This window comes from Sorangium sp. So ce281 (genome assembly GCF_051527395.1).
Taxonomy (GTDB): domain Bacteria; phylum Myxococcota_A; class Polyangia; order Polyangiales; family Polyangiaceae; genus Sorangium; species Sorangium cellulosum_B.
This window is the reverse complement of record NZ_CP150322.1, coordinates 8,311,123-8,324,146: the sequence shown is the minus strand read 5'-3', so window position 1 is coordinate 8,324,146 and position 13,024 is coordinate 8,311,123. Positions and strand designations below refer to the sequence as shown.

General features: G+C 72.5%; 8 protein-coding genes. 6 read left to right on the top strand and 2 right to left on the bottom strand.

The genetic code is table 11. The annotated features are described in order from the left end of the window. The first annotated feature begins 402 nt into the window (after positions 1–402). The 5 genes from WMF27_RS31615 (at position 403) to preA (ending at position 7,158) form a co-directional block, all read left to right on the top strand. Positions 403–1,851: a CoA-acylating methylmalonate-semialdehyde dehydrogenase gene (locus WMF27_RS31615; protein ID WP_437943225.1), complete on the top strand. Its 1,449-nt coding sequence runs from the start codon at positions 403–405 to the stop codon at positions 1,849–1,851. Then, complete coding sequence (locus WMF27_RS31610) at positions 1,851–2,723, top strand: nitrilase-related carbon-nitrogen hydrolase (protein WP_437324274.1); 873 nt, start codon at positions 1,851–1,853, stop codon at positions 2,721–2,723. Before WMF27_RS31615 ends, WMF27_RS31610 begins: the two co-directional genes overlap by 1 nt. A gap of 201 nt (positions 2,724–2,924) precedes the next feature. Continuing rightward, positions 2,925–4,328, top strand: coding sequence for a dihydropyrimidinase (gene hydA / locus WMF27_RS31605; protein ID WP_437765150.1), 1,404 nt, complete (start codon positions 2,925–2,927; stop codon positions 4,326–4,328). Positions 4,329–4,368: 40 nt separating this feature from the next. After that, entirely contained in the window at positions 4,369–5,766 is a 1,398-nt protein-coding gene (locus tag WMF27_RS31600) for an FAD-dependent oxidoreductase (RefSeq protein WP_437765151.1), read from the top strand. A 3-nt stretch (positions 5,767–5,769) separates the two neighbouring features. After that, complete coding sequence (gene preA, locus WMF27_RS31595) at positions 5,770–7,158, top strand: NAD-dependent dihydropyrimidine dehydrogenase subunit PreA (RefSeq protein ID WP_437765152.1); 1,389 nt, start codon at positions 5,770–5,772, stop codon at positions 7,156–7,158. Positions 7,159–7,225: 67 nt separating this feature from the next. On the opposite strand, the gene WMF27_RS31590 is transcribed toward preA, so the two are convergent. Next, positions 7,226–10,864 (bottom strand): DNRLRE domain-containing protein, encoded by a 3,639-nt coding sequence (locus WMF27_RS31590; protein ID WP_437765153.1) that lies wholly within the window; start codon positions 10,862–10,864, stop codon positions 7,226–7,228. A 325-nt stretch (positions 10,865–11,189) separates the two neighbouring features. Between WMF27_RS31590 and WMF27_RS31585 the strand changes: the two genes are divergently transcribed. Beyond that, entirely contained in the window at positions 11,190–11,708 is a 519-nt protein-coding gene (locus WMF27_RS31585; protein ID WP_437943224.1) for a hypothetical protein, read from the top strand. 21 nt (positions 11,709–11,729) lie between these two features. Here WMF27_RS31585 and WMF27_RS31580 read toward each other — a convergent pair whose 3' ends face one another. Beyond that, entirely contained in the window at positions 11,730–12,953 is a 1,224-nt protein-coding gene (locus WMF27_RS31580; protein ID WP_437765155.1) for a hydroxymethylglutaryl-CoA synthase family protein, read from the bottom strand. Positions 12,954–13,024: the final 71 nt, after the last annotated feature.

Below are 13,024 nucleotides of genomic sequence, written 5' to 3'. Positions count from 1 at the left end.
CTCCTCCCTGAGCGCGCGCGCGGCGCGACCGCGCCGGGCCGGCTCGACGTGGGGCGTCGCGGCGGATGGAGTCGCTCGAGCGGCATGGTCCTCTCGTTCGCGTCGTTCACGCCGCCCACCCAGGGCATACCCGAGTTATTTCCAATGTATTTCATGACGTGCTGCTGGGCAGTTGCACGGTGGGCTTCCAGCTGCTCTGTGGTCTATACTACGGGATGTGCGCTGGGGATCTTCCGCAGGCGGGTGCGGTGCGCGCCGCGTCGCACCGAGGCTTGACGGATGGCCCCCACCGCATGTAGCGCTCGATCGGTGGGCTGTGATGCCCTGCAGCCAGGGGCGGCGCCCGGCCTGTGGGTCGGGGCTGCCGAGTGACGACCTCGCCGGGGGGAAAGGTTTTTCACGATGCGTGTGCTGGAAAACTTCGTCGGCGGAGCCTGGTCTCGAGCTTCGGGGGCGACGCGCCTCGAGGTGAAGAACCCGGCGACCGGGGAATCTCTTGCAGAGGTGCCCCTCTCGACGGCGGCCGACGTCGACGCGGCGGTGAAGGCCGCGCAGGCGGCGTTCCCCGGCTGGAGCGCGACGCCGCCGGTGCAGCGGGCGCGCTACCTCTTCAAGCTGCGCGAGATCTTCGACGCCCATCGCGACGAGATCGCGGCGATCTGCACCTCCGAGCACGGCAAGACGCTGGCCGAGGCCCGGAACGATTTCGGTCGCGGCATCGAGAACGTCGAGCACGCGGCCGGCATCCCGGCCCTCCTGATGGGGCAGGGCCTCGAGGACGTCGCGTCCCGGATCGACTGCCACACGATCCGCCAGCCGCTCGGCGTCTTCGCCGCGATCACGCCGTTCAATTTCCCCCCGATGGTGCCGCTCTGGTTCTTGCCGTACGCGATCGCGACGGGGAACACGTTCGTGCTCAAGCCGTCGGAGCAGGTCCCGCTCTCGCAGCAGCGCATCTTCGAGCTGATCGAGCAGGCCGGGCTGCCGCCCGGGGTGGTGAACCTGGTCCACGGCGGCCGCGACGTCGTGAACGCCTTCTGCGCGCACAGGGACATCGCGGGCGTCTCGTTCGTCGGCTCGTCGGCGGTCGCGCGCCACGTGTACAAGAGCGCCGCGGAGGCGGGCAAGCGGGTCCAGGCGCTCGGCGGGGCGAAGAACTTCCTCGTCGTGATGCCGGACGCCGAGCGGCAGATGACGGTCGCCAACGTGGCCGAGTCCATCTACGGCTGCTCCGGCCAGCGGTGCCTGGCGGGCAGCGTCGTCGTGTGCGTCGGAGACGCGTACGAGGCGGTGCGCGACGGGCTCGTGCGCCGCGCGAAGGGGATCGTGCTGGGCGACGGATCGAAGCCGGGCGTGACCATGGGCCCGGTGATCTCGGCGGCGCACAGGGACCGGGTGCTCTCGTACATCAACCAGGGCGTGGCGGAGGGGGCGACGCTCCTCCTCGACGGCCGGGACGCCAGGGTCGAGGGGTATCCGAACGGCAACTGGGTGGGGCCGACGGTCTTCGACGACGTGCGGCCAGGGATGGTGATCGCGACCGAGGAGATCTTCGGGCCGGTCGCGTGCCTGATGCGCGCGAACGACCTCGACGAGGCGATCGCGATCGCGAACCGGAGCGAGTACGGCAATGCGGCGTCGATCTACACGTCGAGCGGCCGCGCGGCGCGCGAGTTCCAGCACCGCGCCGCTGCCGGGATGGTCGGCGTGAACATCGGCGTCGCGGCGCCCATGGCCTTCTTCCCCTTCGGCGGCCAGAAGGGCAGCTTCTTCGGCGATCTGAAGGCGCACGGCCCGACGGCCATCGATTTCTACACGGAGCGCAAGATCGTCATCACGAGGTGGTTCTGATGGCAAGGAATGTACTTGGCGGGCTGATCCAGTGCTCCACCCCGATCGGCGACGACGGCGCCTCCGTCATGGCCATCCGGGACGCGATGTTCGAGAAGCACCTGCCGTTCATCGACGAGGCGGGGAAGAGGGGTGTGCAGATCCTCTGTTTGCAGGAGGTCTTCAATACACCTTACTTCTGTCCTTCGCAGGACGCGAAATGGTGCGATGTGGCCGAGCCCGTCCCCGGCCCGACGGTCGAGCGGCTCGCGGCGTACGCCAAGAAGTACAAGATGGTGATGATCATCCCGATCTACGAGCGGGAGATGGCGGGCGTCTACTACAACACGGCCGCCGTGGTCGACGCCGACGGCACGTACCTCGGCAAGTACCGGAAGACGCACATCCCGCACACGAACGGGTTCTGGGAGAAGTTCTTCTTCAAGCCGGGGAACCTCGGCTATCCCACGTTCCAGACGCGGTATGCGCGGATCGGCGTCTACATCTGCTATGATCGCCACTTCCCGGAGGGGGCGCGGCTGCTCGGCCTGAACGGCGCCGAGATCGTGTGGAACCCCTCGGCGACGGTCGCCGGGCTCTCCCAGTACCTCTGGAAGCTCGAGCAGCCCGCGCACGCCGTGGCCAACGGCTACTTCATCGCCGCCTCGAACCGCGTCGGCACCGAGGCGCCGTGGAACATCGGCAAGTTCTACGGGACGAGCTACTTCTGCGACCCGCGGGGCAGCTTCCTCGCGACGGGGAGCGAGGACAAGGACGAGCTCGTCGTCGCGGAGATGAACCTCGACCTGATCGAGGAGGTGCGGAGGACGTGGCAGTTCTACCGCGATCGCCGGCCCGAGACGTACGGCGAGCTCACGGAACAGCTGCCCTGAGGGCCCGGGGCGGCGGGAGGACGGCGAGGTCAGCCAACGAGCGCGACGAGCGCGACGAGCGATGCAAAGTCCACCGCGAAGACATCAGCAGCGCCGGGGCGCTGGTCGCGGCCGGCTCTCTCCCCCGGCGTTTCCCCCGCCATGGCGGCGCCGCCCCCCGGAGGGGACCCGCCGCACGGCGCTCACCCGCGGAGGAGCAACATGGGCATCCTGATCAAGAACGGCGAGATCATCACAGCGAGCGACCGGTTCGTCGGCGACGTCTACTGCGAGGACGGGAAGATCGCCGCGGTCGGCGCGGGGCTGTCGAAGGAGCGCGCGGGGGACACCGTGATCGACGCCTCGGGGCAGCTCGTCTTCCCCGGCGGGGTCGACGCCCACGTGCACATGGAGCTGCCGTTCATGGGGACGGAGAGCTCCGATGATTTCGAGACCGGCACGGCGGCGGGCGTCGCCGGGGGCACGACCTCGATCATCGATTTCGTGATCCCGGCCCGAGGGCAGGCGCTGCTCGACGGGCTCGCGATGTGGAACGAGAAGGCGAAGAAGGCCGTCTCCGATTACGCCTTCCACATGGCCGTCACCTGGTTCGGCGACGATACCCTCAAGGAGATGGCCGTCTGCACGCGCGAGCACGGCATCCCGTCGTTCAAGACCTTCATGGCCTACCGCGGGGCCATCGGCGTCGACGATCCGGAGCTCATCCAGGTGATGGAGGCCGCCAAGGGCCTCGGCGCGCTCGTGACCGTCCACGCCGAGCACGGCGACGCGGTCGTCGCGCTCCAGAAGAAGCTCCTGAAGGAGGGCAAGACCCACCCGCGGTACCACGCGCAGAGCCGCCCCGCGCCGATCGAGGGCGAGGCGACGGGGCGCGCGATCATGCTCGCCCGGATGATCGGCGAGCCGATCTACATCGTCCACCTCACCTGCAAGGAGGCGCTCGCCGCGGTCACCGAGGCGCGGAGCCGGGGCCAGGTGGTCATGGCCGAGACGTGCCCGCAGTACCTCCTGCTCGACGACTCGGTGTACGAGAAGCCCGGCTTCGAGGGGGCGGCCTACGTGATGAGCCCGCCGATCCGGCCGAAGGGCCACCAGGACGCGCTGTGGGCCGCGCTCTCGTCAGGGCTCATCCAGACCGTGGCGACCGACCACTGCCCCTTCAACCAGGCCGGCCAGAAGGACATGGGCAAGGACGATTTCTCCCGGATCCCGAACGGCGCCGCCGGCATCGAGAACCGCCTCGCCCTGCTCTGGACCTACGGGGTGCTCGAGGGGCGGATCGACGTCCACCGCTTCGTCGATCTCTTCTCCACGCAGCCGGCCAAGATCTTCGGGCTGTACCCGCGCAAAGGCTCGATCGTGCCGGGCGGCGACGCGGATCTCGTGGTCTTCGACCCGAAGGGGAAGAGCACGATCTCCGCGAAGACCCACCACCACCGGTGCGATCGGAGCATCTTCGAGGGCTTCGAGGTGAAGGGGAAGCCGACGCACGTCATCGTCAACGGCCGGGTCCAGTGCACGGACGGCAAGCTCGACGTGCAGCGCGGCGCAGGGCGCTATCTACCCCGCCGGCTCGGCCCGACCCAGGGAGCCCAGGCCTTCTAGCCACCACCCACCATTCGAGAGGAGCCGCGCGAGCGCCAGCATGACCCGAGCCCCGATACGCCTCTCAGCCCTCCCGTCCGGCCGGATCGAAGAGCGATTCGAGGACAAGAGCCCGCGCTACACCGACGCCGAGGCGATCGCCGAGGCGAACCGGTGTCTCTATTGCGTCGACGCGCCCTGCATCAAGGCGTGCCCGACGGCGATCGATATCCCGAGCTTCATCCGGAAGATCGCGGCCGGCCAGGTGAAGGGCGCGGCCCGCACCATCCTCACGGCCAACCTGCTCGGCCAGTCGTGCGGGCAGGCCTGCCCCGTCGAGGTGCTCTGCGCGGGCGACTGCGTCTACAACGCGTGGGGGCGCGAGCCGATCGCGATCGGCCGCCTCCAGCGCTACGCGGTCGAGTCGGCCCTCGCGCGCGATCCGCGGATCTTCCGGGCGAAGCCGCCCACCGGCAAGAGCGTCGCGCTCGTGGGCGCGGGGCCCGCGTCGATCGCCGCGGCGGGCTACCTCGCCCTCGAGGGGCACCGCGCCGTGATCTTCGAGCGGAAGGCGATCCCCGGCGGCCTGAACACGCTCGGGATCGCGCCCTACAAGATGAAGGGGCACGAGGCGCTCCACGAGCTCGAGTGGGTCCTGTCGCTCGGGGACGTCGAGCTCCGCGCCGGCGTCTCGGTCGTCGCGCAGGCGGCCGGGCCGGGGGAGGTCTCCGCGCGCGACCTGGTCGCGGAGTACGACGCGGTCTTCCTGGGGCTCGGCCTGGGCGCCGACGCGCGCCTCGGCCTCCGCGGGGAGGACGGCGACGGCGTGGTGGGCGCGACCGCGTTCATCGAGCGGCTCAAGGCCGACCCGGGCCTCGACCTCGCGGGCGTGCGGCGCGCGGTCGTCATCGGCGGCGGCAACACGGCGCTCGACGTCGCCCACGAGCTGGCCCTGCTCGGGGTCGACGTGGCCGTTGTGTACCGCCGCTCCGAGGCCGAGATGTCGGGCTACGCGCACGAGCTCGAGGGCGCGCGGGTCGCCGGCGCGCGCCTCGTCGAGAACCGGGTGCCGGTCGAGGTGGTGCGCGAGGGCGGCAAGGTCGTCGCGCTGCGGATCGCGCCCGCCGACGCGGGGGCGCGGGGCCCCGCGCCGGGGCCGGCCGAAGAGGAGCTCCTGCCCGCCGACCTCGTCGCGGTCGCGATCGGGCAGAGCCGGGCGACGCAGGTGGCGCTCGCGTTCGAGGGGGTGGTGCTCGACCCGAGGGGGCGCGTGGTGGTCGACCCGGCGACGCACCGCACGGGCAACCCGAAGGTCTACAGCGGCGGCGACTGCGTGAACGGCGGCAAGGAGGTCGTCAACGCGGTCGCCGAGGCGAAGATCGCCGCGCGCGCGATGCACGAAGCGATGACGACGCGGGCGGGCGGCGCGGCGCCCGTGCCCTCACCCCAAGGGAGCTGAGCGATGGCCGACCTCTCTATCGACTTCGCCGGGATCAAGAGCCCGAACCCGTTCTGGCTCGCCTCGGCGCCGCCGACCAACACCGGAGATCAGGTCCGGCGCGCCTTCGACGCCGGCTGGGGCGGCGCCGTCTGGAAGACGCTCGGGAACCCGATCGTCAACGTGTCGAGCCGGTTCGGCGGCATCGACTACGGCAACACGCGGCTCATGGGGCTCAACAACGTCGAGCTCATCACCGATCGCCCGCTCGACGTGAACCTCAAGGAGATGCGCGAGATCAAGCGGCGTTACCCGGGCCACGCGCTCATCGCCTCGCTGATGGTCGAGACGAAGGACGAGTGGCGCGAGATCATCCGCAAGGCCGAGGACACGGGCGCGGACGGGCTCGAGCTCAACTTCGGCTGTCCGCACGGGATGTGCGAGCGCGGCATGGGCTCGGCCGTCGGCAACGAGCCGGCGGTCCTCCAGGAGATCGCGCGCTGGGCCGTCGAGTTCGCGACGACGCCGGTCATCGTGAAGCTCACGCCCAACGTCGGCGACATCCTGGAGCCGGGCGAGGCCGTGCTCCGCTCCGGGGCGCACGGCGTCTCGCTGATCAACACGGTCAAGTCGCTCATGGGCGTCGATCTGGAGCGGATGGTCCCGCTCCCGCGGGTCGGCGGCGCGTCGACGAACGGCGGTTATTGCGGGCCCGCGGTCAAGCCGATCGCGCTCCACCTGCTGAGCCAGCTGGCGCGCCACCCCGGCGTCGGCCGGCTGCCCATCTCCGGCATCGGCGGCATCTCGAACTCCCGCGACGCCGCCGAGTTCATCGCGCTCGGCGCGACGAGCGTCCAGGTCTGCACCGCGGTGATGCATTACGGCTACCGCATCGTCGAGGAGATGATCGAGGGGCTCAGCGACTGGCTCGACGATCACGGGATGCGCTCGGTGAACGAGCTGCGCGGCAGGGCGATCCCGCAGGTCCAGGAGTGGGGCGAGCTCGACCTCTCGTACCGCGTTGTCGCGGACATCAGCGTCGACAAGTGCATCGGGTGCCAGCTCTGTTACGTCGCCTGCATGGACGGGGCGCACCAGTGCATCCACCTGCCGGGGAGGACGGAGGCGGAGGCGCGCGCGGCGGGCCACACCCACCTCCCGAAGGTCCTCCCGGATCGCGCGGTGTCGGCGGATCCGAGCGGGGACGCGGCGCCGTCGCGGGTCCCGTTCGTCGACGAAGAGGAGTGCATCGGCTGCAATCTGTGCGCGCTGGTGTGCCCGGTGCCGGGGTGCATCACGATGAGGGAGGTGCCTTCAGGCAAGCCCCCCGAGACGTGGAACGACCGTGTCCAGAAGGGGACGGACTTCGTGCCCGGCGGGCTGGAGTCGACCGCCCGCGCGCGGAGCTCGTGATCCCGGGCTCCTGGCCAGGCGGCCAGGAGCCCGCGACGACCGCGACCGCGCCGGGGCGCTGCCCGGGCTACGGGGCGAGCTTCACGACGATCGCGTCCTCGTGGTCGTACGTGCCCACGCCGATCACGTTGCCGGCGCTGTCCACGGCCAGATCGAAGATCTCGCCGCGGTCCGCGCTGCCGATCGGGTCGACCGACCACAGCACGGCGCCCGACGGCGAGAGCTTCGCGATCGCGCCGCGGGGGTTGACGAACACATTGCCGGCGCTGTCCACGGCGACGGAGTGGATGTCCCAGGAGCTGGAGAGCGTGCCGAGGCCGCTCGTATCGACGCTCCACAGCGGAGCGCCCGAGCCGGTGAACCTGGTCACGGTCGTTCCCAGGGCGACGACCAGGTCCCCGGACCAGGTCGCGGCGACCTCGCCGTCGCCCGGCGCCCCGGAGACGACCTGGCTGAACACGTGATTTCCCGCCGCGTCGAACTTCGCCAGGTACGTGCCCTGAGCCGCGGGCGAGCTCGCCAGCGGTCCGCCGCCGAGGTCGAGCGCGCCGGAGAAGCTGCCGAGGACGATGACATTGCCCGCGCCGTCGAGGGCGACGCTCGTCGGATCGCTGTCGTACGGGTCCGCCGCGAAGGTCCTGGTCCAGATCGGCGCGCCCGTCGCGCCGAGCTTCGCGACGAGGAGCTCGCTGCCCGGCGCGCCACCGAGGGGGCCGGCGCCGAGATCGACCGTGTCCCAGAGGACGCTGGCGAGCGCGGCGTCCGAGCCGGCCCGGGCGACCTCGACCTGGGTGAGGCCCTCGACCTCCGCGACGAGCTCGCCCCACGCGCTGTACCGCTGCAGGCCGGAGTTCGAGCCCACGAGCAGCTCGCCGGACCCCGACGCGGCGACGCTCAGGACGGTGTCGCCGTGGAGCGGGCGCGTGTTCCATGCCCCGTACCCCGCGGGGTCGAGCTTCGCGAGGAACTGGGTATTCCACAGCTCCATGGGGGCCGGCGCGCCGTTCTCGGCGAAGTCGATCGGGCCATAGGCGTAGCCGCCGAAGATCACGTTGTCCGCGCCGTCGACCGCGACGGCGCGCGCGCGCATCGACTCGTACCAGCCGTTGACGAAGCGCCTGCTCCAGAGGACGCTGCCGGGGGCGCACGGCGCGCAGCTCGGGCCCCCGCAGTCCACGCCGGACTCGGCGCCGTTCTGGATCCCGTCCTCGCAGGTGTCGTGGTAGCAGACCGTGAGCGCCGGCCGCTCCGTGGCGCTCGCGCTCTCGCTGCTCCGCAGGGTGCTCCGGGTCACCGCGTCCTCCTCGATCAGCACGCCGTGGTTGGCGAGCTCGCCGCTCACCCAGGCCTGCGCGAGCGCGGTCACGTCGACGTTCCGGAAGCCGGTGGTGCCGGAAGGACCGCCGGTGACGAAGGAGGCCTCGATCGCAGGATCGAAATGGCCGCCGCCGCCGGAGTTGCCCCACGTGACGCCCGACTCCGTCCACGGGGCGGTGGCCCGGTGGACGCGCACGGTGCTGCTCTCGATCTTGTACGTCTGGTACAGCGACAGCGTCGCCGAGGCGATCTCCGCGCTCGCCGGGACGCCGGCGAGGTCGAACCGGAGGAGGCTCCGCCGGACGCCGCCCGTGCCGGTGCCCGTCGAGAGCGTGGTGCTGGCGCCGTCGTTCCACGTGGGCGATACCTGCCAGAGCGTCGCGTCGGCCACGTCGCCGCCGAGGCCGCGCCGGAAGGTCACGCACCGCGGGTCGCACGCGTCGCCATGCCCGTCGGCGTCGCTGTCCACCTGCGACGGATTCGCGGCGTCAGGGCAGTTGTCGTCCGCGTCGATCACGCCGTCGGCGTCGCTGTCCTGCGCGAGCTCGAACGCGTACGCGGGAGAGCCCACGATGACCGAGCTCCCCGAGATCGCGACGGTCTTGCCGAACGCGCCGCCGGTCGGCCCGCTGCCGGCGAGCTTGGCCTGCGGGCCCTCGACCCACTCGCCGCCCGTCGGCACGAACACGTACGCCGCGCCCGCGTCCGGTTGATCGAGGCGATCGGCCAGGATCGCGCCGACGATCGCCGCGCTGCCGGAGACCGCGACGGCGCCTCCCAGGCCGTCTCCGGTCCTGCCGTCGTTCGCGATCAACCTGGCCTCCTGGTTCCAGCCGCTCGCTCCGCGGTCGAACACGTAGGCCATGCCCCGCCCGAGGCGGTACCACGGCATCGGCGGGCTGTCGGTGCCCGGCGCGCCCACGACGATGCGCCCGCCCGAGATCGCGACCGAGCTTCCGAAGCGATCGTACGTCTCCGGCGGGGGCGCCGCGAGCCTGCGCGCGTCGCCCCAGTCGCTCGCCTCGAATACGTACGCGGCGCCCACGCCGTCGTCCTCCATCCACCACCTGTCCCCGGGCGAGCCCACGACCACCGTGCCGCCCTCGATCGCGACGGGCGGCGCGCTCCAGGCGTTGGCGCCGGCCGGGGCGACGAGCTCGACCTCCTCGCTCCAGGCGCCGCCGCTGCGGGCGAACACGTAGGCCGACGTCTCGGCGGAGAGGACGGCCCGGTCCCCGTCGACCGCGACCGCCCCGCCCGCGGGGTTCGACGACCCGCCGCTCGCGACGAGCTTGGCCTGCTCGGACCACACGCCCCCGCTCCGCACGAACACGTAGGCGGCGCCCGCGCCCCCGGTGCCCCAGGGCGCCCCGACCACGGCCGTGTCCGCCGAGATCGCGACCGAGGCGCCGAAGTTGTCGCCCGCGGCCCCGTCGCCCGGGACGAGCCTGGCTTGCTGCGTCCAGGCGCCGCCGCTCTTCACGAACACGTACGCCGCGCTCCCGGGCGCCCCGACGATCGCGGTGTCGCCCGACATGGCGATCGCGTCACCGTCCAGGTGGATCGGGGTCGAGCCGTCGAGCGCGACGAGCGCCGTCCGCTCCGAGGCGGCGAGCGGATCCACCGTCACCGGGTACGCGGCCCCGGCGGTGTCCACGCGCAGCGACAGCGTGCGCCCGTCGACGCCGAGCTCCATCCACGCGGGCAGCGTCCGGCCCGCGGCGTCGGCGGCGTGGAGATCCGTGTACCGCATCGCCGCCGCGCCGGACGCCTCGCGCAGCGCGACCCCCTCGCCGCCGGCGAGCGGCGTCGCGCGGAGATCGCCGCCCAGGGCGAGCTCGATGACGAGGTCCTGGTCCCCGGGGGCGAGGCAGGGCGGCGCCCCGGGCACCGTGAAGCCCTGCTCCAGCCCGAGCGGCCCGTTCACGTACCACTCCACGAGCCCCTCGCCCGGCGACGCGCCCTGCCGGCGGAGCTCCACGCGGTTCTTCGTGGCGGTCGGGGACGCGCGCGGCACCTCGCGCAGATCGCCCGCGCATCCATACCGGGCGGCGGCCATCGAGAAGCTCCACCGCGCCTCGCCCTCCGGGGCGATCCGCACGCCCGAGGCGCTGAAATCGGCCGCGAGCCGGTGCCCCGGGTTCGGCGCGCGCAGGCTCGCCTCGTTCCCGCCCGGGGGCGCCTCGATCACCCGGTAGCTCTCGGGCGCCGACGCCTGCACGGCCGCGATGTACGCCGCCCGCAGGCGCGCGGGGGCCGCCGCCGTGCCGGGCGCCGTGGGCGCCGCCGCCGCGCCGTCCACCGGCGGCGCGGGGTCTCGCGGCGCCTCGGTGGAGGCGCAGCCCCCCACCATGGCGGCTGCGGCCATCACCTGTCCAATCCTCCCCATTCGATCTCCCATAGACTGGATCTCCCTCTGGCTGACGCTCCTCCGCGCAGGCGCACCGGGCGCCGGACCGCTCCGCGCCGGAGGGCAGCGAGCTCGCGGCGCCTCATCGCAAGGTCCGCGCCCTCGCCGCGGACGGGGGCCGCGCCCCGGGCGGTCCTCCGTCGGCCGCGAGCGGGCGCCCACCGGGGCGCCGCGGGCTCGCCCCGGTGCAGCGCCGCGCGGCCGGCGTTTGCGAGCGACGCGCGGCCGCGTCCGATTTCGTGACACGCGCGGCGCGGTGACCGGAACAAACAACACGGAGGGCAGGAGCCCTCGCTGGAGGAACATGGTCCCGAAAGACGCAGCGACGATCACCCCGCGGAATCGCGGTCTCACGCCGAACGCCCAGGCGAAGCAGGGGCGGGCGGGCATGTCCGATCACGAGGAGCGGGCCGAGCTGCTCGCCGATCACCGCCCGGAGCTCGCGCGCCTGCTGCAGAGCCTCCCGGCCCGCAGCAGCGCCCCCGCGCCGCTGACGGGCTATCTCCTCTCCTTGCGAGAACCGACGGGCTACCTCATCGCGATCGGCCTGCAGCAGCGCGACCCGGCTCTCGAACCCGAGCGCATGCTCCGCGCCGCCCTGGCCGCGGGCGAGCGCGCGCCGATGCTGGTCGGCGTGATGGCGCGCTCGGCGATGGCCGAGAGCATCGCGCCGCTCGCGCCGGTCACGCGCGCGGTCGCCGCGCGCCTGAAGCGACCGGCCCCCTCCGGCACGCTGCGGGTCGTCGTCGCTGCGGCCGGCGGGGCGGAGCTCTTCACCGTGAAGCTCTCGGAGCTCACGTCCCCCTCGTCCGGCTCCGGCTGAGCGAGCTGCCCGCTCCGGCGCTCACTCGCTGGCGTAGACGCGCCGCTCCATCGCGTCGAGCCCCAGGTACACCACCCGGCCGTCGAGGCTCGCGCCCCCGCGCTCGGCGCCCTCGGGCGCCGGCCGGCGGTCGGCGGCCTCGTCGCCTTTGCGCAGCGCCTCGTACTCCGCGACGGAGACGCGACGGCACCCGTCGAGCGGGGCGTCGATCTCGAGGGCGGCCACGAGCGCCCCGGCCTCCGGCCCGATCCTGCCCGCGAAGAACTCGGCGCAGCAGCCCGAGCCGTAGCTGAACAGCCCGACGCGCTGCCCCTGGAGCGCGCGGGCCTCCGCGTTCAGCAGGGACGCGAGCGCCAGGTAGAGCGAGCCCGTGTAGATGTTGCCGATGCGCGACGGCAGATCGAGCGACGGCTCCACCTCGACGGCGAAGCTCTCGTCGGCGGCCTGCTCGGTCAGGCCGTCCATCGCCAGCCGGTGGCGGTGGGCCTTGCGGGCCATCTTGCCGTAGGGGACGTGATAGCAAGTGCGCGCGAGGGGATCGCCGTCGCCCGCCACGCGGCGCCACTCGCCGTAAGCCCCGGCGAGGGCGTCGAGGTAGCACTGCACCGAGTAGTGACCGTCGACGAGCGCCTCCTTGTGGTGGAGCGGCCGCCAGAAATCGTAGACGTCGCGCGCGTACGTGCCGGTCTGGCCGACCTCGATCTCGACGAGGCGCGGCCGCTCGCGCACGAGCAGCGCCACGGCGCCGGCGCCCTGGGTGGGCTCGCCCGCGGAGCCGAGCGCGTAGCGCGCCACGTCCGAGCACACGACGAGCGCGGCGCGGCCGCGGGCCGAGCCCGAGGCGATCCAGTCCACCGCGTTGAGAAGGCCCGCGGTGCCCCCGAAGCAGGCGTGCTTGGCCTCGAAGACCCGGCACGCGCTCGGCAGCCCGAGCAGGCCGTGGAGGAAGGAGGCCGCCGGCTTCGCGTGATCCACGGCGGTCTCGGTGCCCACGACGCAGAGCCCGATGTCCGCGGGGCTCGCGCCCGACCGCTGGAACAGCCGGCGGGCCGCGTTGGCGCCGAGGGTGATCGGATCCTCGTCGGGCGCAGCGATCGCCATCCGGCGGGTCCCCAGGCCGGTCAGGTACTTGGAGGGCGCGATGCCCCGCGCCTCGGCGAGCTCGGCGAGCTCGACGAAGCGGCGGGGGACGGCGAGCGCGATCGCATCGATGCCGATGCGAGGAAAGTCATGACGTAGGCTCATACCTGCATCCTAGGGGCGCATTGTGCAGAGACCATCCAGCCCACGCGGAGCGTCCGAGGAGCCGAGGCGCC

Bases quoted from the DNA above. Each gene is read 5' to 3' on its own strand.
- WMF27_RS31610 (WP_437324274.1), top strand. From the start codon at position 1,851: ATGGCAAGGAATGTACTTGGCGGGCTGATCCAGTGCTCCACCCCGATC.
- WMF27_RS31615 (WP_437943225.1), top strand. From the start codon at position 403: ATGCGTGTGCTGGAAAACTTCGTCGGCGGAGCCTGGTCTCGAGCTTCG.
- WMF27_RS31600 (WP_437765151.1), top strand. From the start codon at position 4,369: ATGACCCGAGCCCCGATACGCCTCTCAGCCCTCCCGTCCGGCCGGATC.
- WMF27_RS31585 (WP_437943224.1), top strand. From the start codon at position 11,190: ATGGTCCCGAAAGACGCAGCGACGATCACCCCGCGGAATCGCGGTCTC.
- WMF27_RS31580 (WP_437765155.1), bottom strand. From the start codon at position 12,953: ATGAGCCTACGTCATGACTTTCCTCGCATCGGCATCGATGCGATCGCG.
- preA (WP_437765152.1), top strand. From the start codon at position 5,770: ATGGCCGACCTCTCTATCGACTTCGCCGGGATCAAGAGCCCGAACCCG.
- WMF27_RS31590 (WP_437765153.1), bottom strand. From the start codon at position 10,864: ATGGGGAGGATTGGACAGGTGATGGCCGCAGCCGCCATGGTGGGGGGC.
- hydA (WP_437765150.1), top strand. From the start codon at position 2,925: ATGGGCATCCTGATCAAGAACGGCGAGATCATCACAGCGAGCGACCGG.